Here is a 19,427-nt window from a genome sequence, read left to right on the forward strand (position 1 = left end):
CAGTGAATGCTGTGACCTCTTTCTCTTTCAGTTCTTTGCGTCAACGACCCACCACTAAACGTCAGGGAGCGACGTCTGCATGACTCGATTACCCCCCCTGCCGATCCTGTTGCTGGCCTTTGCCGCGTTTTACCTGCTGCCCCTGGGCCTGCACGGTTTATGGACGCCCGACGAAACCCGCTACGCCCAGATCAGCCAGGAGATGCTCCAGAGCGGCAACTGGATAGCGCCGCATTTCATGGGTATCCGCTACTTCGAAAAACCCGCCGGCGGCTACTGGTTGATCGCCCTGGGCCAGGCGGTGTTCGGCCAGAACCTGTTCGGTGTACGCATCGCCTCCGCCGTGACGACCGGTCTGAGCGTGCTGCTCGCCTACCTGATCGCTCGCCGGTTGTGGAATGACCCACGCAAAAGCTTTGCCTGCGCCCTGCTCTACCTGAGTTTCGGGCTGGTTGCGGGGCAGGCGGGCTATTCCAACCTCGACCCGCCATTCACCCTCTGGGTCAACCTGAGCCTGGTGGCCCTGTGGTTTGCGCTCGACAGTGCCACACTGCGTGGCCGTCTAGGGGCCTGGGCGGTCGTGGGCCTGGCCTGCGCCATGGGTTTGCTGACCAAAGGCTTCCTGGCCTGGGTGCTGCCGGTGCTGATTGCCGTGCCTTACATGCTCTGGCAACGCCGGCTGGGCGAATTACTGCGCCATGGCCCATTGGCCGTGCTGGTGGCGGTGCTGGTAAGCCTGCCGTGGATGCTGGCGGTCCATCTCCAGGAACCGGACTTCTGGCGCTTCTTTTTCTGGAATGAACACATTCGCCGCTTCAGCGCCGACAACGCGCAACACGTGCGGCCCTGGTGGTTCTTCCTGCCGATCATCGCGGTGTCGTGCCTGCCTTGGGCAGGGCTGCTCCCCGCCACCTTGCGCAAGGCCTGGCAGGAAAAACGCCACCCCGCGATCCTCTTCCTGTCCTTATGGCTGCTATTGCCCCTGGGGTTGTTCAGCCTGAGCAACGGCAAACTGCCCACCTACATCATGCCGTGCCTGCTGCCCCTGGCATTGCTGATGGGCCATACCCTGGTCGACCTGATCAGCAGCGGCCGCGCCCGCACAATTTGCCTCAACGGCCTGCTCAACTTCGTGATTGGCCTGGTTGCCATGATCGGCCTGATCTACCTGCAAATCGCCCGGCCGCTGTACAGCAACAGCCACGCCGAGATGTTCAGCCTGTCCCTGGCGTTTATCGTCTTGCTGGGGTGGGTCCTCAGTAACCTGCTGCAAGCGTTTCGCCCGCTGACGCTGTGGGCAATGCCGGCCCTGGGCATCGGCCTGCTGGTGATACTGCTGCCGGCGAGCATGCCGGGTTGGATCGCAAACAACGAAATGCCCGACCAGTTTGTGCTTGAGCACCTGCAGGAACTGCAGCAGACCAACGCCCTGCTGAGCAATGAACTCGGCAGCGCCAGCGCCCTGGCCTGGCGCCTGCAGCGCCCGGAAGTGACGCTGTACGACACCGAGGGTGAGTTGCGCTACGGCCTGCAATACGCCGGCGCGGTGCATCGCAAAGTGGAATTGGAACAGGTTCAGGCCTGGCTCAACGAGGCGCGCCAGCACGGCTCCGTGGGTGTACTGATGCGGGTCAGCAGCACCAGTGAAATGCGCGAGGCAGGGCAACTGCCGCCTGGGGGCAAGCGATACTACAAAGGCTGTCTGGAACTGATCCTGTATCCGCGGTTACCCGTCAAGAACGCAGGACTGATCAACTGACAGCGTAATGTAGTGAGCGGGCTTGCCCCGCGCTGGGGGGCGAAGCCGCCCCAAAACCAGTCAACTCGGTCTCTCCTGGCTCACGCGGCGTTCCGGTTGGGGCGGCTTCGCCACCCAGCGCGGGGCAAGCCCGCTCACTACGTCAGAGCCAGGCGGCGTCCCATAACGCGTAGTCGCCCACTCGCTCAACCAGGCCAGCGCGCAACGGGTTTGCAATGATGTAGCGCGCCATCGTACGAATATCATCTTCCGCACTCACAGCCCTATCGTGATAACCGGGCTGCCAGACCCGTTCTTTGCTTCGGCGACGCCTGTTAATCGTCAGCGTACTGCGCGATTTGATACGCCGAACGACGTCGCCCAATGTCTGTTGTTTCAGCTCAAACAGCCAATGGATGTGATCGGGCATGATCACCCAGGCCATGGAATCGACCAGGCCAATTTCATGAACCTGCCGAAACTCTGCAACCAGCAGGCGACCCAGGAACAGGTCGGTAAACAAACGCTGGCGGTGATGAACGACAACGGTGATGAGGTAGCTACGTCCGTGCTCCGAGTAACGACCGTGACGCAGACGGTGGGTTTGAGGTGTTGGGCGCAAATCCTTCGCTCCTGGAACAGTTCCCTAAGAGCATCAACGCTAGCTCACGATTTCCAGCGAACCGTCACAAACTGGTCACAGGATATGTGTAGTGAGCGGGCTTGCCCCGCGCTGGGGGGCGAAGCCGCCCCAAAACCAGTCAACCCGGTCTTACCTGTCTCACCGTGGCGTTCCGGTTGGGGCGGCTTCGCCACCCAGCGCGGGCGGTGCGACGATTCGACAAGCCCGCTCACTACAGCCAAGAAACAGGAGGGCAATCATTTTCCGCCTATTACGGTATGAAACAGGCTACCAACGCCCCATCCCCAGACTGAACGGCGAAAACTCCGCAAACACCCACCTCAACGCCAACGCCGCCGGGCGCCGGACTGTGTGTTCCACAGTTACCGTCCACACGCGTTGGGCGCCCTCGAACAGCGCCACTTGCGGGCCGTCGAGGATCAACGATGTGCGTCCGGACAGCTGCAGCACATCGCCCGATGCAAAATCGATGAACAACAACCCCGCCACCGGGTTTACCCGCAAATTACCCAAGGTGTTGAAGAACAGGTTGCCGGCGAAGTCGGGGATGGTCAGTACGTTGCCTTCGACCCGCACAAAGCCGGTGTTGCCGCCTCGGTGAGAAACGTCCACCGAGCGCTGGCCATGGGCCTCGATGTAGCTGGCGACGAAGAAGGTGTCGGCGTTGCGGATCAAGGCCTGTGCCGCTTCGTCGAGCCCGTTCAAGCGTTCGACCAGGGTGCCGGGTTTGCGGGCGACGGCGTCGACTGGCCGCAGTTGGATGTACTTGGGGCAGTTGCCGAAGGTCTGCACCACGTCGACCGAAAAGCCCTCATGATCGAGCGCGCCGATACGCCCGTTCATGCGGTTGCGGCGGCGGGTGTTGAGGTCGATGCCCAGCAAGCCGACCGATGCGCCAGGCTGCAGGGCGTTACGCGCCGGATCGCCTGCCGACGGCAGGCTGTCGATCTGCAACGTCAGTGGGTCCGGCGAGTGGGCGAAGCCTGGTGCGCCTTCAATCATCGTCGCCCAAGGAATGCCCTGCTCGTCCACCACCCCCAGCATCAGGTACGGCAACAAGGGATAGAAATCCCGATGTTGTTCCGGCAAGTGATCGCGAATGACCTTGGGCCCGATCATCGCCATCCGGTCGGCCACGCCAACCGCTGCTTGCATCTGCCGTTCGCCGGCATGCCAGGGGGTTTGTTCGATCGGGTTCATGGCGCGCACCAGTGGAATCACCAGGATCCACAATCCAGCATTTCACCGGATGAAGCAATCCGGACGGCGCGTTGGTGAGACGGCCGCACGAAGTTTTCATAAAAAATTCAAACTATCGCCACCCCCGTCGTTCACACCTTCACGTGCAATGCAAAGTAGGAGGCGACATGCAATACCGACAACTGGGCCATTCCGGCCTGCTGGTATCCGAAATCATCCTGGGTACCGTGCCCTTTGGCGGTCGCGCCGAATTTGAACAATGCGGATCGGTGGACGTCCCCCAAGCCAGGCGCATGTTCGACATCGCGTTCGACGCGGGTGTGAATATGGTCGACACCGCCGATCTCTACTCCCACGGGTTGGCCGAAGAAGTGGTCGGCCAGGCCCTGGGCGACAAGCGCAACGAGATCCTGCTGGCCACCAAAGGCCGCAGCCCCGTGGACAAGAACCCGAACAACTCCGGCTCATCGCGCTACCACTTGATTCGGGCGTGTGAAGCCAGTTTGAAACGCTTGGGCACCGACCATATCGACCTGTACCAACTGCACAATTGGGACGGCATGACGCCCATCGAGGAAACCCTCGAAGCGCTGCGGCTGCTGGTGGGCTCGGGCAAAATCCGCTATTTCGGCACCAGTAACTTTACCGCCTGGCAAATGATGAAAACCCTGGGCAAGGCCGAGCTGCACGGCATGCTCAAGCCCATCACCCAGCAGATCTACTACACCCCGGAATCCCGCGAGGCCGAGTATGAGTTGCTGCCGCTGGCGCTGGACCAGCACGTGGGCACCCTGGTGTGGGGGCCGATGGGCGAAGGTTTGTTGACCGGTTCGACCCGTCGCGGGCACAAGCCGCCCGCCAATACCCGCCAGGGCAGCGGCTGGCCGGAACCCTATGTGCATGACCAGGAGCGCGCGCTGGACATCATCGAGACCCTCGCCTCCGTCGGCGATGAGCACGGTGTCTCGGTTGCGCGCACCTGCCTGGCCTGGCTCAAGGATCGGCCGGGCATCACCTCGCTGATCATCGGCGCCCGCACCGAAGCGCACCTGCGCGACAACCTGGCGGCCACCGAACTGAAGCTGACCGAGGAGCAATCCTCGCGGATTGAAGCGGTGACACGACGCCAGCCGTTGTATCCGTACTGGCATCGATTCACCGCCGGGATCGACCGCTTCGACCCGGCGGAACAGCCGTTTCTGGCGGAGCATCAGAAGACCATGGATGCGCGTAAGGACAAGTAGCGCAGGCCTGACACACCGAAGATCAAAATGTGGGAGCCGGCTTGCTCCCACATTTTCGCCCTAGGTGCCCCCCCGTGATTTGCAATCGAACACGACACCTCCTATATTTCCCGCCTGGCGCTCTCTACGCCACCTTCCGCGGAAAGGGCTGCGCCCAAGACCTTGCAACACCCTCTTTTTCTACGACTCCCCACCTTGAAGCGGAAAAGGTTTGTGCAAGGAGATCGTATGTCCCGTGACTTCAACACCAATGGCCGCCTCAACCTGGAGCAGCAGCGCAAGCGCGCCAAGGAACTGTTGCCGCGCCTCAAAGCCCAGGACCCGAACGCCACCCTGTCCCAGGCTCAGTGGGAAATTGCCAAACAGCTGGGTTTCAACAGTTGGCCCAAGCTCAAGGCGCATGTGGATGCCATCGACTTCGCCAGCCGCCACCCCGACTTCGCAGCCAGCGATGAAGCCCGCACCACGCACTGGCGCTGCGGCAATGACATTGCCCGCAGCCTGCAAGTAGCCGGGTTCAAGGGGCAATTCCAGATGCTCAGCGACCCGCTGTGCATGGGCCCGGTTCGCGACGTGCCAGACGACGAATTCCGCGCCATGCGCAGCGCCTTTATCAGCCAGGCATTTGCCATCGACCCAGCGCAGGTAGCTCGCCGCGTCGCCGACGAATACGACCAGCTCGCCACCTTGGGCACCGCCGAGCACAGCGTGTTGTGGTGCGAAGCGGATGCCTACGACCAACTGTTCCTGATTCGCGCGCTCGCGGGCCTGGCGCAGACGCCGCGCAAGCTGGAGCTGATCGAAGTCGACCGTATCCCGGGGGTCGAACGCTTTATCGGCATCGGCCAACTGGCCCCTGATGTGCTGGCCTGGCTCTGGCCGCAGCGACGCCTGATCGATGACGACGCGGTGCAATTGGCCAAACAGGCCTGGTCGGCGTATTGCGCACCGTCACCCGAGGCCTTGGCCAAGCTGGCCCATGGCGCCCACGCCGCCCTGCCTTTGCTGGCGCCTGCGCTGTTGCGCCAGTTGCAGGAATTGCCGGGTATCCGGGATGGCTTATCGCTGACCGAACGCCTGGCCCTGACCTACATTGCCGAAGCCGGGCCGGTACCCTTCGGCCGGGTGTTCGCCGAATTGATGAGTAAGCTCGAGCCGCTGCCCTTCCTGGGGGACATGATGTTTCATGCGCTGTTGCGGCCGTTGATCGACGGCGAGCAACCGTTGCTCACCGAAACCGAGACGCACCAGGACTGGCCACAACGCCCGCTGGCACTGACCCCGTTGGGCCACGGGGTCCTCAAGGCACAGGCCTATTGGCCCGACCATGCTTCGCACGAGCGTTGGGTGGGCGGCACCTGCATCAAGCCCGGCGAACCTCATTGGACGGTGGATGCAAACAATCGTCCGGTGCGGCGTACCCAACCTTCAGCCACATAAGCAGGGGCGTATAAACCGAGGTCGCCTGCCGGGCAGGCGATTTCAATGCCGCAGCAACTTGCGCAGCGGCACGCCGTCCTTGAGCACCGGGGATTTGATCACGATATAGCTGAAGTACTTGGAAATACCGATGTTCTTGTCCAGCAGGCTTTCGACCACTTCCTGGTAGTGCTGGATGCTGCGGGTCATGAAGCGCACCAGGTAATCGTAGCCGCCGCTGATCAGGTGGCATTCAAGAACTTCGTCGACCAGGCGGATGTTGGATTCGAACTTGGCGAAGTCTTCGCGCTTGTGGTCGCTGAGGGTGATCTCGGTAAACACCGTGACCGAATCGGTAATCTTGGCAAGGTTCAAGTGCGCCTTGTAGCTGGAGATATAGCCTGCCGATTCCAGCCGCTTGACCCGCTGCAGGCACGGGCTGGCGGACAGGCCCACGGCGTCGGCGAGGCTGACATTGGTCATCCGGCCGTCTTTTTGCAGTTCGACCAGAATGCTGATGTCGATCCGGTCCAGCTTGACTTGCCCTTCCATTGCGTACCTCTTGACTGCCGTTTGTAAGACAATCTTCTAGCAAAATCAGCGCCGTAAAGACAGCTGATGCTGCGCCACCAGATCCGCCATGCTGTTGATGCAGTAGTCCGCCGCGCACGGCGAAGGCTGCCGGGCGCGGTGGCGGCCGATCAGGCAGCGGTCCAGCGCCACCTGAGTGCCGACCGATGGTCGAGTGATATGCAACGTCGGTTGCACCTCGGCGCCTTGGCGATTGAGCCATTGTGGGTCCTCGGCCAGGGAAATGAAGTCTTCCGGTGCAATCCCGAGCCGCTCGCACAACACGCCGCGGTCTTGCGCATCGCGGTCGCCGCGGACCAACAGGCGGTAGAACTTGCGCAAGTACAACATCGCCCCCGGCGCATCCTCGAACAATGACCAGTTGCCCGCCGAACGGGCAAAGCTCATGCCCTCCTCCCAACTGGCGTGCTGCCCCCACGTCTCGGCGAGTTGGCGATGGGCGAAACACAACACGCCACTGAAGCCCAGCTCGGCGAAGCGCGGATAGAACGTGGCCACCACGTCGTTGAATTCGGCCAGCACCTGTTCCCTGGAGGGCTGCCCGCCACGGTTGTCGAGCAGCGGTTGCAAGGCCGCCCAAACCCCCGAGTCGCGGTCCACCAGCACTTCATCGCAATCGATCAGCAGCGCTCGATAATCTGTCAGCCCCATGGTCGGTCAAGCCTCCTTGATGCGTTTGGCCCGTAGCGGGCACAGCCTCAGTTCAAGACCCGTGCCAAGGCCGCGTCGAGCATCTGCAACGCTTCGTCAACCTGAGCTTCAGTGGTCACCAGCGGCGCGAGGAAGCGCAGCACGTTGCGGTACACACCGCATTTGATCACCAGCAAGCCACCGGCGCGGGCGGCATCGATCACCTGTTGGTTGAGGTCGGCATCCGGGGTGCGCGCCGGGTCATTCTTGATCAATTCGATGGCGAGCATGAAACCGGTACCGCGTACGTCGCCGATAGCCGGATAGCGCGCCTGCAAACCGAGCAGGCCCTGGCGCAGGCGTTCGCCCAGCACCTGGCTGCGCGCCAGCAATTGCTCTTGTTCGAACGCATCGATCACCGCCAGCGCCGCCGCGCAGGCCAAGGCATTGCCGCCATAGGTGCCACCGAGACCGCCGGGCAGCGGTGCGTCCATGATCTGCGCCTTGCCGACCACCCCGGACAACGGCAAGCCCCCAGCCAGGCTTTTGGCCACGGTGACCAGGTCGGGCTGGATGCCGGCGTGCTGAAAACCGAACCAGGTGCCGGTGCGACCGAAGCCGGTCTGGATCTCGTCGAGGATCAACACGATGCCGTGCTTGTCCGCCAACGCGCGCAACGCCTGGAGAAACTCCGGCGGCGCGGCGAGGAAACCGCCATCGCCCTGCACCGGCTCGATGAGGATCGCCGCCACGCGTTCCGGCGCCACTTGGGTCGCCAGCAATTCATCGAGGGCCTTGAGTGCGACATCGCTGGTCACGCCGCGATACGCGTTCGGGTAAGGCGTGTGGAACACTTCCGGCGCAAACGGCCCGAAGTTCTGTTTGTAGGGTTGGCTCATGCCCGTGAGCGTGGTGCCCAGCAAGGTACGGCCGTGGAACCCACCGCGAAAGGCGATGACCGCCGAACGATTGGTATGGGCGCGGGCGATCTTCACCGCGTTTTCCACCGCCTCGGCACCCGAGGTAAAGAACGCCGCTTTATAGGCCTCTTGCCCGCCGATCATTTCGCACAGGCGCTGGGCCAGATCGAGGTAAGGCTGGTAGGCCACCACCTGGAAACAGGCGTGGGACACCTTCTGCAACTGGGCTTGCACGGCAGCGACGACCTTGGGGTGGTTATGGCCGATATTGAGCACGCCAATGCCGCCGACGAAATCCAGATAACGCTTGCCATCCACATCCCACAGCTCGGCGCCCTGGGCGCGGTCGATCACCAGCGGGTGCGCGGTGACCAGACCACGCGGCACAAACTGCTCGCGCTGACGGAGCAAATGAGGGGTTTCGTCGACTTTGCTGTTCATGGCATTTCCCATCGTGAGTCCGGCAACCGGAAGGTGGTTGCGATGCTGTTCAGATTACGGTGTGCGGGCAACGCACTACGCCGAACTTGCCCCGCAGGACATTCGGATCGACTGTTTTGCCCCCGCGTTTCAACAGATCCTGCGCCGGGCTTTGGGCGATGATGACCGCTACCTTCATCGCGCAGGAAATCCCCATGGCCTTGCTCTACAAAGCCGACCCGGTACGTGGCCAACACTGGCAGGCGCTCTTTGCCGAACAGGCGCCGGATATTGCCTGGCGCGCTTGGCCAGACCTCGGCAACCCCGCAGAAATCGAATACCTCGCCGCCTGGACGGCACCGGACGATGTGGCGCAAGTGCTGCCCAACCTGAAAGTGTTGTTTGCATTGTCGGCCGGGGTCGATCAGCTCGACCTTTCGCGTTTGCCGCCTGACTTGCCCGTGGTGCGCCTGCTGGACCCCGGCATTACCCGTGGCATGTGCGAATACGCCAGTTGGGCGGTGCTCAGCCTGCACCGGGATATGCTGCGCTACCGCCAGCAACAGGTTGCGCGGTGCTGGCAGGCGCACCTGTTGCAGCCGGCGGCCAACCGCCGCGTGGGCGTGATGGGCTTGGGCGCCCAGGCGCAGCAGATCCTGGCGACGCTGGCGCCGCTGGGGTTTGCCTTGTCGGGCTGGGCGCGCAGTGCGCATCAGATCGCGGGGGTGGACTGCTACGCCGGTAAAGAGCAACTGCCGGCATTCCTGAGCCAGTGCGACATTCTGTTGTGTGTGCTGCCGTTGACGGAGCAGACCCGAGGGATTCTCAACCATCATCTGTTTGACCAACTGCCCCGTGGAGCGGCATTGATCAACATGGGCCGTGGCGGGCATCTGGTGGAAGCGCACTTGCTGGAGGCACTGGGCAGCGGGCAGCTGAGTGGCGCGGTGCTGGATGTGCTGCAGGAAGAGCCGGCACCGGCGAGTCATCCGTTTTGGGATCATCCGCAGATTGTGCTCACGCCCCACATTGCGGCGATGACCCAACCGCACAGTGCGTTCGGGGTGTTGCTGGAGAATATCCGACGGTTCGAACGCGGTGAGCCGATGGTGGGCGAGGTGGATCGATCACTGGGTTACTGATAATCAAAATAGGGAAGCTGTCGTTGCCGAAGTTGTGCTCGCCGGCACAACCCAACTCCACCTGACCCAGCCAAGCCCCTGTGGGAGCTGTCGAGCTTTAGCGAGGCTGCGATAGCGGTGGGTCAGGCGGCGAAAATGCCAGCAGTACCGCCGCCTTCGCAGCCTCGCTGGGGCTCGACAGCTCCCACAGTTGATCTCTGTTGTTGCTGAGAGTGCATTCGCAGGTACAACTGAAATCCCGCCGACGAAGCAGATCCCTGTGGGAGCTCCCGAGCTTTAGCGAGGCTGCGATAGCGGTGGGTCAGGCAATGAAGATGTTGGCAGTGCCGCCGCCTTCGCAGCCTCGCCGGGGCTCGACAGCTCCCACAATTGATCTCCGTCGTTGCTGAGAGTGCATTCGCAGGTACAACCCAATTCCATCTAACACAGCCGAACCACTGTGGGAGCTGTCGAGCTTTAGCGAGGCTGCGAAAGCGGTGGGTCAGGCAATGAAAATGCCAGCAGTACCGCCGCCTTCGCAGCATCGCTGGGGCTCGACAGCTCCCACAGTTGATCTCTGTTGTTGCTGAGAGTGCATTCGCAGGTACAACCCAATCCATCTAACACAGCCGAACCACTGTGGGAGCTGTCGAGCTTTAGCGAGGCTGCGAAAGCGGTGGGTCAGGCGATGAAAATGCCAGCAGTACCGCCGCCTTCGCAGCCTCGCTGGGGCTCGACAGCTCCCACAGTTGATCTCTGTTGTTGCTGAGAGTGCATTCGCAGGTACAACCCAAATCCATCTAACACAGCCGAACCACTGTGGGAGCTGTCGAGCTTTAGCGAGGCTGCGATAGCGGTGGGTCAGGCGGCGAAAATGCCAGAAGTGCCGCCGCCTTCGCAGCCTCGCTGGGGCTCGACAGCTCCCACAGTTGATCTCTGTTGTTGCTGAGAGTGCATTCGCAGGTACAACTGAAATCCCGCCGACGAAGCAGATCCCTGTGGTAGCTCCCGAGCTTTAGCGAGGCTGCGATAGCGGTGGGTCAGGCAATGAAGATGTTGGCAGTACCGCCGGGGCTCGACAGCTCCCACAATTGATCTGCGTTGTGGCAGAAATTGTGTTCGCAGGCACAACCGAAATCCCGCCGACAACGCAGATCTCGTGTGGGAGCTCCACATCGTTGACTGCGTCACAGCCTGGCTGCAATCGCCAGCCCTACCTCTTGTGTCGAACCCTTCCCGCCCAAATCCGGCGTGATCGGCCCTTCGGCAATCACCGCCTCGATCGCCCGCAAAATCCCATGATGCGCCGCCCGATAGCGTTCATCGCCATTGCCCAGGAAATCCAGCATCAACGCCCCCGACCAGATCATCGCTATCGGGTTGGCAATGTTCTGCCCGTAAATATCCGGCGCCGAGCCGTGCACCGGTTCAAACAGCGACGGAAACCGCCGCTGCGGATCCAGGTTCGCCGAGGGCGCAATGCCGATCGTCCCCGCGCACGCCGGTCCCAGATCCGACAGGATGTCACCAAACAGATCGACGCCACCACCACATCAAACCGGTCCGGCTGCAGCACAAACCGCGCGCACGGGATATCGATGTGCTGCTTGTCCCAGGTGACCTCGGGATCATTCGCCGCCGGCAACGCGGTGCGCTCATCCCAGTACGGATGAGTACTCACCCTCGGTGTTTTCGCGGATGACCACAAAGTCGATATCCCCCGGCTCACGCCCGGCCAGCGGGCATGGAACGCCGGGAAACAGGCGCACCGGGCGGATATTCACGTACTGGTCAAAGTCACGGCGGAACTTGAGCAGCGAGCCCCACAGGGAAATAGGGTCGGGGACCTTGTCCGGCCAGCCCACCGCGCCAAAGTAGATCGCATCGAAGCCATTTAGCTGTTCGAACCAGTCTTCGGGCATCATCTGCCCATGTTCCAGGCAGTAGTCACAGTGGGCCCAGTCGAGCACTTCGATGCTCAGGTCCAGCGCCCAGACCTTGGCGGCCTGCGCCAATACCCGCAGCCCTTCGGGCAACACTTCCTTGCCAATGCCATCGCCGGCAATCGCGGCGATTCTGAATGCCTTGCTCATGGATCACCCCTCATTGACTGTCAGTTCAAGCCGCCGATGTGGAAGGCTTTGACTTCAAGGTATTCATCCAGGCCGTACTTGCTGCCTTCGCGGCCCAGTCCGGATTGCTTGATGCCGCCAAACGGCGCGATTTCCATGGAGATGATCCCGGTGTTGAGCCCGACCATGCCGAACTCCAGCGCTTCGCCGAAACGCCACGAGCGCTGCAGGTCCTGGGTGAAATAATAGGCGCCCAGGCCGTACGGCGTGGCGTTGGCCAGCGCGAGCGCCTGGGCTTCATCGGTAAAGCGCATCAGCGGCGCCACCGGGCCGAAGGTTTCTTCATTGGCCAGCAACATCCCGGCGTGGGTGTCGCCGAGCACCGTGGGTTGCACGAACTGGCTGGCGCCGCTGGGGATCGCACCGCAAAGCAGCTTGGCGCCCTGGCCCAGGGCATCGTCGATATGCCGCGCGACTTTGTCGACCGCCGCACGGTTGATCAGCGGGCCGATGGTCACGCCGTCTTCCAGGCCGTTGCCGACCGTGAGCTTGCCCACCTCTTGCACCAGGCGCGCGGCGAAACGCTCATAAATCCCCGCCTGCACCAGGATGCGATTGGCGCACACACAGGTTTGCCCGGCGTTGCGGAACTTGCTGATCATCACCCCCGCCACCGCCTGCTCCAGGTCGGCGTCGTCGAACACGATAAACGGCGCGTTACCGCCCAGTTCCAGGCTCAGGCGCTTGATGTGCTCGGCGCTCTGGCGCATCAACAGGCGGCCGACGGCCGTGGAGCCGGTAAAGGAGATCTTGCGCACCGCCGGATTGCCGGTCAGCTCCGCGCCGATGCCGGCGGGCAGCCCGGTGATGACGTTGAACACGCCCGCCGGAATGCCGACGCGTTCGGCCAGCACGGCCAGGGCCAGGGCGGACAGCGGTGTGAGGTCCGATGGCTTGACGATGATCGGGCAGCCGGCGGCCAGCGCAGGCGCGCACTTGCGCGTGATCATCGCGTTGGGGAAGTTCCACGGCGTGATCGCCGCGCACACGCCCACCGGTTGTTTCAACGTCAACAGGCGGCGATCACCACTGGGCGCCTGCATGGTTTCACCGTAGACCCGCCGCGCTTCCTCGGCGAACCATTTGACGAAGCCGGCACCGTAGCGCACTTCGCCCTTCGCTTCGTTCAGCGGCTTGCCCTGTTCGCTGGTCATGATCAGCGCCAGGTCGTCAAGGTTGTCGATCATCGCCTGGAACCAGCGCTCCAGCAGCGCCGCACGCTCGGCCGCAGGGCGTGCGCGCCAGGCGGGCCAGGCCTGTTCGGCGGCGTCGATGGCGCGCCGGGTGTCCACCGCGTCCATCGCCGGCACTTGCGCGAGCAACTGGCCGTTGGCGGGGTCGCGGATGTCCAGGGTGGCACCGCTGTCGGCGGTGATCCACTGGCCATCCACGTAGGCGAGTTCAGCCAGCAGGCTGGGGTCTTGCAAGCGATCCTTGAGCATGGTCGAGTCCTGATCCGAGACAGGTTCCAGTCTAGGCAACCGCCGCGGATGAGGATGCCGAAAGCGCGATCAAAGCAGCGTGGCGTGCTGAAATTGCGCGCCGCACGGCAGGCTCTGCTAGGCCGTCAGCGAACCGAGCAAGCCTTGCAGGAAGCGCTCGCCGGCGTCCATCTGGCTGATTTCGATAAACTCGTCGGGCTTGTGCGCCTGCTCAATGGAACCTGGCCCGCACACCACCACCGGCACATCCAGGCGCTGCTTGAACAGGCCGCCTTCGGTGCCGAACGAGACCTTGGCAGTGCCGGTACCCGGCGCGGCGAATTGCCTGAGAAAGCGTACCGCCTCGACACTGGGGTGGGTATCGAGACCGGGGTAGACGTTGACGGTTTCGATCTCGACGGCCGCGACGCTGGAGAGTTTTTGCGCCTTGCGCACGATCACTTCGGCACGCTCGCGCATCTGATCCAGGAACTGATCCAGGTCGTCGGCCGGCAAGTTGCGCACCTCGAAATCCAGGGTGCACAGGTTAGGCACGATGTTCAGCGCCTTGCCGCCGACAATCTGCCCGACATGCACGGTGCTGTAGGGCACATCGTAGTCGGCGTCCTGGGCGCCATGGGCTTGCAGTTGCTGCTGGCTTTCACGCAGGGCGGCGATGAAGTCACAGGCCACATGGATGGCGTTGACCGAACGCGGGGCCAACGACGAATGCGCTTCCTGGCCACGGCAGTACGTGCGGTAGGAGCCCTTGCCCTTGTGGCCCAGCACGAACTGCATGTTGGTCGGCTCGCCGATCACGCACAAAAACGGCCGCACCGGCGCCAGGTGCAGCACGTCGAGCAGGCGCCGTACGCCGACGCACCCGATCTCCTCGTCATGGGACAGGGCCAGTTGCAGCGGGCGGCTCAGGGTGTGGTCGGCGGCCTCGAGCATGGCGTCGATGGCCAGGGCGATAAAGCCCTTCATGTCGCAACTGCCCCGCCCGTAGATACGCCCGTCCTGCACGGTGGCGGCGAAGGCGGGAAAGGTCCACGCCTGCCCCGCCGCCGGCACCACGTCGGTGTGCCCGGACAGCAACACGCCGGGCTGATCCTTGGGCCCGGTGCTGGCGAACAGGTTGGCCTTCCTGGCGCTCTGGTCCTTGACGATCAACGACTCGATGCCCTTGGTCAGCAGCAGCTCGCGCACGTAGTCGATCAGGGCCAGGTTCGATTCCGACGACACCGTGTCAAAGGCCATCAGCTGTTTGAGAATCTCGAGGACGCGGGGTTTCATGAGGCCTGGCTCCGTTGTTCGGCAGGTAAGGCGAACCGGGTGATTGAGAACGGCGCAATCGGGGTGCTGGTGCTGCCGGTGCTGAGCAGTTCGGCCATCACATCCCCCACGCCAGGGCCGAGCTGGAAGCCGTGGCCGCAAAAACCGAAGGCATAGAACAGCCCGTCGACGGTGCCACTGGGGCCCATCACCGGCAGCGCGTCCGGCAGGTAGCCTTCGATGCCGCTCCACACACGGATAATGTTCAGGTGACCGACGCCCGGCAGCAGGCGACGCATCTGGCTTGCCTGATTGAGGATGCTGCGCGGCTCCACATAGGCGCGGCGGTTGAGCATGTCCGGCTTGCTGCGGTAACCGCCACCGATGACGATATTGCCCCGCGGGATCTGGCGAAAGTAGATCACCTCTTCGGGAATTTTGGTGTACACACCGATCACCGTTGGCAAGGCGTAAGGCACAGGCTCGGTCACCGCCATCTGTGGGCCATGGGTATCCAGCGGCACCGGTTCGCCGAACTGCGCCGAGAGTTTCTGGCCCCAGGCGCCGGCGGTGATCAACAGTTGCGCGCCGTGATACTGGCGGCCGTCGGTGGTGGTGACATGGAAATCGCCGCCGACCTTCTGCACGTCGGCGACCTCGGTGCGCTCTTCAATCCGCGCACCGAGGCGCCTGGCGGCGCGGGCAAACGCAGGCGCCGCCAGGCGCGGGTTGGCATGCCCGTCGTGGGGCGCGTAGGAGCCGCCTTTGACGTCGGAGCCCAAAAAGCCGAAACGCTGGCGCAGCTCGGCGCCGCGATAGATCCGCAAGTCCAGTTGCGCCGCTTCCGGTGCAGCGGCATAGGCCTCCAGTTCGGCGATTTCGTCTTCGCGGTAACACACGCGCATGTGCCCGCTGGGGATGAATTCCAGGTCATCGTCGATCAGTTCCGGCAGGCGCTTCCACAGCGCCCATGAACGGTTGGCCAGGGCCAGTTGGCCAAGAAAGCGACCTTGCCGACGCACGTTGCCGAAGTTGACGCCACTGGCGTACTGACCGATCTGGTCGCGCTCCAGCAGGATCACCGACTGCCCGCCCCGGCGCAGGAAGAACGCCGCCGCCGAACCCATCAGGCCGCCGCCGACAATCACCACATCGGCTTTTTGCACACTCATGGAGCGACCTCCTCGATCAGCATCGACAACGGTTTGACCGGCGCCTGGCCGCGCTGGCGCCCGACGTCCTGCACCTGCACGCCGGCGGCGGCGGCAATCACTTCGGCGCCGGCCTGGGCGCAATAACGCCCCTGGCAACGGCCCATGCCCACGCGGCTGAACGCCTTGGCGCGGTTGACTTCACAGGCGCCCTTCTCGTTCACGGTGCGGCGCAGTTCACCGGCACTGATCATTTCGCAGCGGCACACGATGGCGCTGTCGGGCAGTGCCTTGGCCTGCTCGCTCGGCCACGGGAACGCCTGGGCCAGGCCAAGGCGAAATTGATCCATCACCGCCAGGGCTTGCTGTTGCCCGTCACGCAAAGCGCTGTCCACCGGTTGCTGCAGGTCCTCCAGCAACGCCAACGCCACCAGGCGCCCGGCATGCTCGGCGGCGTCGGCGCCGCGGATTTTCGCACCGTCGCCGGCCGCGTACACACCCTTGACCGAGGTGCGGCCGGCATCATCGGTCGCCAGCCACCATTGGCTCGACGCCTGATCAAACGCCATGGCGCAACCGGCCAGGTCGCCCAGTTGGGTCTCGGGCCGCAGGTGATAGCCCAGTGCGACGGCATCGGCCTGCACCGTTGCGGTCCGGCCGCTGCCGGTGGTGAAGCGCACGCCCATTACGCCCTGGCTTGCATCGCCGAGTACTTGCAGCGGCTTGATCCCCAGGTGCACCGCCACCTTGGCGCGGTACAGCTGCGCCAGCAGCTTGATCCCGGTGAACAGCACGCCCGGACGCGCCAGCAGCTTGGGCAAGGCCTTCAACCGCAGGCTCAGGGGCGATGTATCGAGCACCGCCGCCACCTCGGCACCGGCTTTGACATATTGGCTGGCAACCAGATACAGCAAGGGCCCGCTGCCCACGAACACCACCCGATGGCCGATGGACACGGCCTGGTTTTTCAAGGCGATCTGCGCGCCGCCCAGGCTGTAGGTGCCCGCCAAATGCCAGCCCTCGATGGGCATCAAGCGGTCGGTGGCGCCGGTGCAGAGGATCAGCGCGTCGTAGTCCACCGTGCGATGCCGGCCCTGGCTCACGCAGCACAATTGTCCCGGCGTGAGGTTCCATACCAGGGTATCGGGGCGGTAGTCGATGGCCGCGCGCAGGCGGTCGAAACTCTGGTGCAGGTCCTGGGCCTTGGCGGCTTCGCTGCCGTACAGCGTAGCGTAGTCGCGGGTGAACCCTTCTGGCTGGCGACGGTAGATCTGCCCGCCGTCGCGGCGGTTTTCATCGATCAGGATCGGTTTGATGCCGGCCGCCAACAACGTTTCGGCGCAGCGCACGCCGGCCGGTCCGGCCCCGACTATGACTACCCGTGCAGTGGCCATGTTGCCTCCGGTTGTGTGGTGAGAATGTCCAGCCCGTCACGGACCTCATTGGAACAGGCGCGCAAGCGTTCACCGGCGCGGGTCCACACCCAGCAGTCCTGGCAGGCACCCATCAGGCAGAAGCCGGCGCGGCGTCCGCTGTCGAATTCGGACTGGCGCAGCGCAGTGCCGTGAGTCAGCAGCGCGACCATCAGTGTGTCGCCCTGCAAGGCCTGGATAGGCGCGCCATCCACCGTCAGGCTGACCGCCGGCCGGCCCTGTTCGGCCAGCCTCACAAAACGCCCGTTCATGCATACGCTCCCAAGGTCATGGTGGTGGCGCCCTGCTGCGTGTCGCGCAACCGGGCGCTGTCGTGGTGGCAAAGGATTTCACCGCCGTTGTCCAGGGCGCGACGCTTCGGCGCAGTGCGGTTGCACAGGCCATCGACGCGCACCGGGCAGCGATCGAGAAAGGTGCACAGTTCCTGCACGTTGGCGCGCTCGCCAACCGGCGGCAGCGCGCCGCTGGTGGCGCCGCAGTGCTCCAGCCAACCCTGGCGCAATTCGGGCACCGAGTGGATCAGCAGATCGGTATACGGATGGAACGGCGCCTCGGCAAACGACTGGCGGCTGCCGGCCTGCACTTTGTGGCCGCTGTACATCACCACAATGTCATCGCACAGCGCGCGCACGGTGGAGATGTCGTGGCTGATGAACAGGTACGACACGCCGAGTTGCTGGCGCAGGTCGCGCAGCAGTTCAAGGATCGCGGCGCCGACCACCGTATCCAGGGCCGAGGTGACTTCGTCGCACAGGATCAAATCCGGTTTGGCCGCCAGGGCGCGAGCCAGGTTGACCCGCTGCTTTTGCCCACCGGACAGTTCGTTGGGGCGCCGTTCGGCGAGGTCGCGGGGCAGGCGCACCAGGTCGAGCAGTTCGCCGATGCGCGATTGCAGCGCCGCGCCTTTGAGGCCGAAGTACATTTTCAGCGGTCGGCTGATGATGCTCGCCACGCTGTGCATGGGGTTGAGCGCAGTGTCGGCGTTCTGGAACACCATCTGGATCCGCCTGAACTGTTCCGGCGTACGCTCTGCGAGGCTGCCGCCCAAGGGTTGACCATCGAAGGTCAAGCCACCCAGGGCCGGCGTCAACAACCCTGCAACCACGCGGGCCAGGGTGGATTTACCCGAACCCGACTCACCGATCACACCGATGGCCTGGCCGCGTCGCACGGTCAGGTCGATGTCTTCCAGCACCCGAATCGACGGCATGCCGTGCATGTTCTTGTTGCCGTAGCCGGCGGTGAGGCCGCTGATGGTCAGCAACGGTACGTCCTGGGCGATGCCGCATGGCGGGCGAAGGGTGGTGTCCGGGCGTGCGGCGGCGAGCAGGCTGCGCGTGTATTCATGGGCCGGAGCCTGGAGCAGCGGCGCCGTGGCGCTTTGCTCAAGGATCTGCCCGCCGTTGAGCACCACGATCTGGTCGGCCATTTGCGCCACAACCGCCAGGTCGTGGGACACGTACACCGCCGTGGCGCCGCGTTCACGCACGACACGCTTGAAGGCGCGCAGCACGTCGATCTGGGTGGTCACGTCGAGCGCGGTGGTCGGCTCGTCGAGCACCACCAGCAACGGATCGCTGATCAGTGCCATTGCCGCCATCACCCGTTGCAGTTGCCCACCGGAAACCTGGTGCGGGTAGCGTCGAGCAATGCGTTCGGGGTCGGGCAGGGCCAGGTCGCGAAACAGCCCGATCGCCTTGGCGTGCAGCTCGGCGCGGGTGCCCAGGCCGTGAATCAACGCGCCCTCCACCACCTGGTCGATCAGCCTCTTGGCCGGGTTGAACGCCGCTGCGGCGCTTTGCGCGATATAGGACACGCGATTGCCGCGCAGGCCTTGCAGCTGTTTTTCGCTGAGGGCGAGCATGTCGTGTTCGCCGACCTGCACCACCCCGCCGGACAAGCGACAGCCACGCCGGGCATAGCCCAACAACGCCAGGGCGATGGTGGTCTTGCCCGAGCCGGACTCGCCGATCAACGCCAGCACTTCACCTTTTTCCAGGGAAAAACTCACGCCCTTGACGATCTCGACGTCGCCGCGTTCGCCACACGCGACCACGCGCAGGTCTTCGACACGAATCAATTCGGTCAT

Annotated in this window: 15 protein-coding genes and 1 pseudogene; 4 read left to right on the forward strand and 12 right to left on the reverse strand. The window is 63.6% G+C overall.

What is annotated here, in order from left to right:
- Positions 1–79: 79 nt before the first annotated feature.
- A complete protein-coding gene (gene arnT, locus KVG91_RS02660; protein WP_169375535.1) occupies positions 80–1,759 on the forward strand; it encodes a lipid IV(A) 4-amino-4-deoxy-L-arabinosyltransferase in 1,680 nt (559 codons plus the stop codon).
- 142 nt (positions 1,760–1,901) lie between these two features.
- On the opposite strand, the gene KVG91_RS02665 is transcribed toward arnT, so the two are convergent.
- A complete protein-coding gene (locus tag KVG91_RS02665) occupies positions 1,902–2,360 on the reverse strand; it encodes an REP-associated tyrosine transposase (RefSeq protein ID WP_169375534.1) in 459 nt (152 codons plus the stop codon).
- Between the two features lie 288 nt (positions 2,361–2,648).
- A complete protein-coding gene (locus KVG91_RS02670) occupies positions 2,649–3,581 on the reverse strand; it encodes a pyridoxamine 5'-phosphate oxidase family protein (RefSeq protein WP_169375533.1) in 933 nt (310 codons plus the stop codon).
- 167 nt (positions 3,582–3,748) lie between these two features.
- Here KVG91_RS02670 and KVG91_RS02675 point away from each other — a divergent pair, with 167 nt between their 5' ends.
- Together KVG91_RS02675 and KVG91_RS02680 are read left to right on the forward strand one after the other, a co-directional pair.
- Complete coding sequence (locus KVG91_RS02675; RefSeq protein WP_169375532.1) at positions 3,749–4,825, forward strand: aldo/keto reductase; 1,077 nt, start codon at positions 3,749–3,751, stop codon at positions 4,823–4,825.
- A 228-nt stretch (positions 4,826–5,053) separates the two neighbouring features.
- Positions 5,054–6,265 (forward strand): DUF1835 domain-containing protein, encoded by a 1,212-nt coding sequence (locus KVG91_RS02680; protein ID WP_169375531.1) that lies wholly within the window; start codon positions 5,054–5,056, stop codon positions 6,263–6,265.
- A gap of 42 nt (positions 6,266–6,307) precedes the next feature.
- Here KVG91_RS02680 and KVG91_RS02685 read toward each other — a convergent pair whose 3' ends face one another.
- Genes KVG91_RS02685 through gabT form a run of 3 tightly spaced genes read right to left on the reverse strand, consistent with a single transcriptional unit; the run spans position 6,308 to position 8,826 of the window.
- Positions 6,308–6,796, reverse strand: a complete 489-nt coding sequence (locus KVG91_RS02685; RefSeq protein WP_010449292.1) for an Lrp/AsnC family transcriptional regulator — start codon at positions 6,794–6,796, stop codon at positions 6,308–6,310.
- A gap of 45 nt (positions 6,797–6,841) precedes the next feature.
- On the reverse strand, positions 6,842–7,486 hold the full coding sequence (locus tag KVG91_RS02690; protein ID WP_169375530.1) for an HAD family hydrolase: 645 nt from the start codon (positions 7,484–7,486) through the stop codon (positions 6,842–6,844).
- Positions 7,487–7,533: 47 nt separating this feature from the next.
- Positions 7,534–8,826, reverse strand: a complete 1,293-nt coding sequence (gabT, locus tag KVG91_RS02695) for a 4-aminobutyrate--2-oxoglutarate transaminase (RefSeq protein ID WP_169375529.1) — start codon at positions 8,824–8,826, stop codon at positions 7,534–7,536.
- Between the two features lie 194 nt (positions 8,827–9,020).
- Between gabT and KVG91_RS02700 the strand changes: the two genes are divergently transcribed.
- Entirely contained in the window at positions 9,021–9,947 is a 927-nt protein-coding gene (locus KVG91_RS02700; protein WP_169375541.1) for a 2-hydroxyacid dehydrogenase, read from the forward strand.
- A gap of 1,166 nt (positions 9,948–11,113) precedes the next feature.
- Here KVG91_RS02700 and KVG91_RS02705 read toward each other — a convergent pair.
- The 7 genes and pseudogenes from KVG91_RS02705 to KVG91_RS02735 form a co-directional block, all read right to left on the reverse strand.
- Positions 11,114–12,019, reverse strand: a pseudogene (locus KVG91_RS02705) (isocitrate/isopropylmalate family dehydrogenase).
- 20 nt (positions 12,020–12,039) lie between these two features.
- Entirely contained in the window at positions 12,040–13,500 is a 1,461-nt protein-coding gene (locus tag KVG91_RS02710; RefSeq protein ID WP_169377380.1) for an NAD-dependent succinate-semialdehyde dehydrogenase, read from the reverse strand.
- A gap of 117 nt (positions 13,501–13,617) precedes the next feature.
- Positions 13,618–14,775: an acetylornithine deacetylase gene (argE, locus tag KVG91_RS02715; protein ID WP_169377379.1), complete on the reverse strand. Its 1,158-nt coding sequence runs from the start codon at positions 14,773–14,775 to the stop codon at positions 13,618–13,620.
- Positions 14,772–15,926, reverse strand: a complete 1,155-nt coding sequence (locus tag KVG91_RS02720) for an NAD(P)/FAD-dependent oxidoreductase (RefSeq protein ID WP_169377378.1) — start codon at positions 15,924–15,926, stop codon at positions 14,772–14,774. The genes argE and KVG91_RS02720 overlap by 4 nt, the downstream gene beginning before the upstream one ends.
- Positions 15,923–17,299: an FAD/NAD(P)-dependent oxidoreductase gene (locus KVG91_RS02725; RefSeq protein WP_169377377.1), complete on the reverse strand. Its 1,377-nt coding sequence runs from the start codon at positions 17,297–17,299 to the stop codon at positions 15,923–15,925. Before KVG91_RS02725 ends, KVG91_RS02720 begins: the two co-directional genes overlap by 4 nt.
- Positions 17,281–17,589: a (2Fe-2S)-binding protein gene (locus tag KVG91_RS02730; RefSeq protein WP_169377376.1), complete on the reverse strand. Its 309-nt coding sequence runs from the start codon at positions 17,587–17,589 to the stop codon at positions 17,281–17,283. The genes KVG91_RS02725 and KVG91_RS02730 overlap by 19 nt, the downstream gene beginning before the upstream one ends.
- Positions 17,586–19,427, reverse strand: a complete 1,842-nt coding sequence (locus KVG91_RS02735; RefSeq protein WP_169377375.1) for an ABC transporter ATP-binding protein — start codon at positions 19,425–19,427, stop codon at positions 17,586–17,588. The genes KVG91_RS02730 and KVG91_RS02735 overlap by 4 nt, the downstream gene beginning before the upstream one ends.

It is taken from the genome of Pseudomonas azadiae, from assembly GCF_019145355.1.
In the GTDB taxonomy this organism is placed as follows: domain Bacteria; phylum Pseudomonadota; class Gammaproteobacteria; order Pseudomonadales; family Pseudomonadaceae; genus Aquipseudomonas; species Aquipseudomonas azadiae.

Coding starts and splice junctions, on each gene's coding strand:
- KVG91_RS02725 (WP_169377377.1), bottom strand. CDS start 17,299: ATGGCCACTGCACGGGTAGTCATAGTCGGGGCCGGACCGGCCGGCGTG.
- KVG91_RS02710 (WP_169377380.1), bottom strand. CDS start 13,500: ATGCTCAAGGATCGCTTGCAAGACCCCAGCCTGCTGGCTGAACTCGCC.
- KVG91_RS02685 (WP_010449292.1), bottom strand. CDS start 6,796: ATGGAAGGGCAAGTCAAGCTGGACCGGATCGACATCAGCATTCTGGTC.
- KVG91_RS02670 (WP_169375533.1), bottom strand. CDS start 3,581: ATGAACCCGATCGAACAAACCCCCTGGCATGCCGGCGAACGGCAGATG.
- KVG91_RS02730 (WP_169377376.1), bottom strand. CDS start 17,589: ATGAACGGGCGTTTTGTGAGGCTGGCCGAACAGGGCCGGCCGGCGGTC.
- arnT (WP_169375535.1), top strand. CDS start 80: ATGACTCGATTACCCCCCCTGCCGATCCTGTTGCTGGCCTTTGCCGCG.
- KVG91_RS02680 (WP_169375531.1), top strand. CDS start 5,054: ATGTCCCGTGACTTCAACACCAATGGCCGCCTCAACCTGGAGCAGCAG.
- KVG91_RS02675 (WP_169375532.1), top strand. CDS start 3,749: ATGCAATACCGACAACTGGGCCATTCCGGCCTGCTGGTATCCGAAATC.
- KVG91_RS02690 (WP_169375530.1), bottom strand. CDS start 7,486: ATGGGGCTGACAGATTATCGAGCGCTGCTGATCGATTGCGATGAAGTG.
- argE (WP_169377379.1), bottom strand. CDS start 14,775: ATGAAACCCCGCGTCCTCGAGATTCTCAAACAGCTGATGGCCTTTGAC.
- KVG91_RS02720 (WP_169377378.1), bottom strand. CDS start 15,926: ATGAGTGTGCAAAAAGCCGATGTGGTGATTGTCGGCGGCGGCCTGATG.
- KVG91_RS02700 (WP_169375541.1), top strand. CDS start 9,021: ATGGCCTTGCTCTACAAAGCCGACCCGGTACGTGGCCAACACTGGCAG.
- KVG91_RS02735 (WP_169377375.1), bottom strand. CDS start 19,427: ATGACCGAATTGATTCGTGTCGAAGACCTGCGCGTGGTCGCGTGTGGC.
- gabT (WP_169375529.1), bottom strand. CDS start 8,826: ATGAACAGCAAAGTCGACGAAACCCCTCATTTGCTCCGTCAGCGCGAG.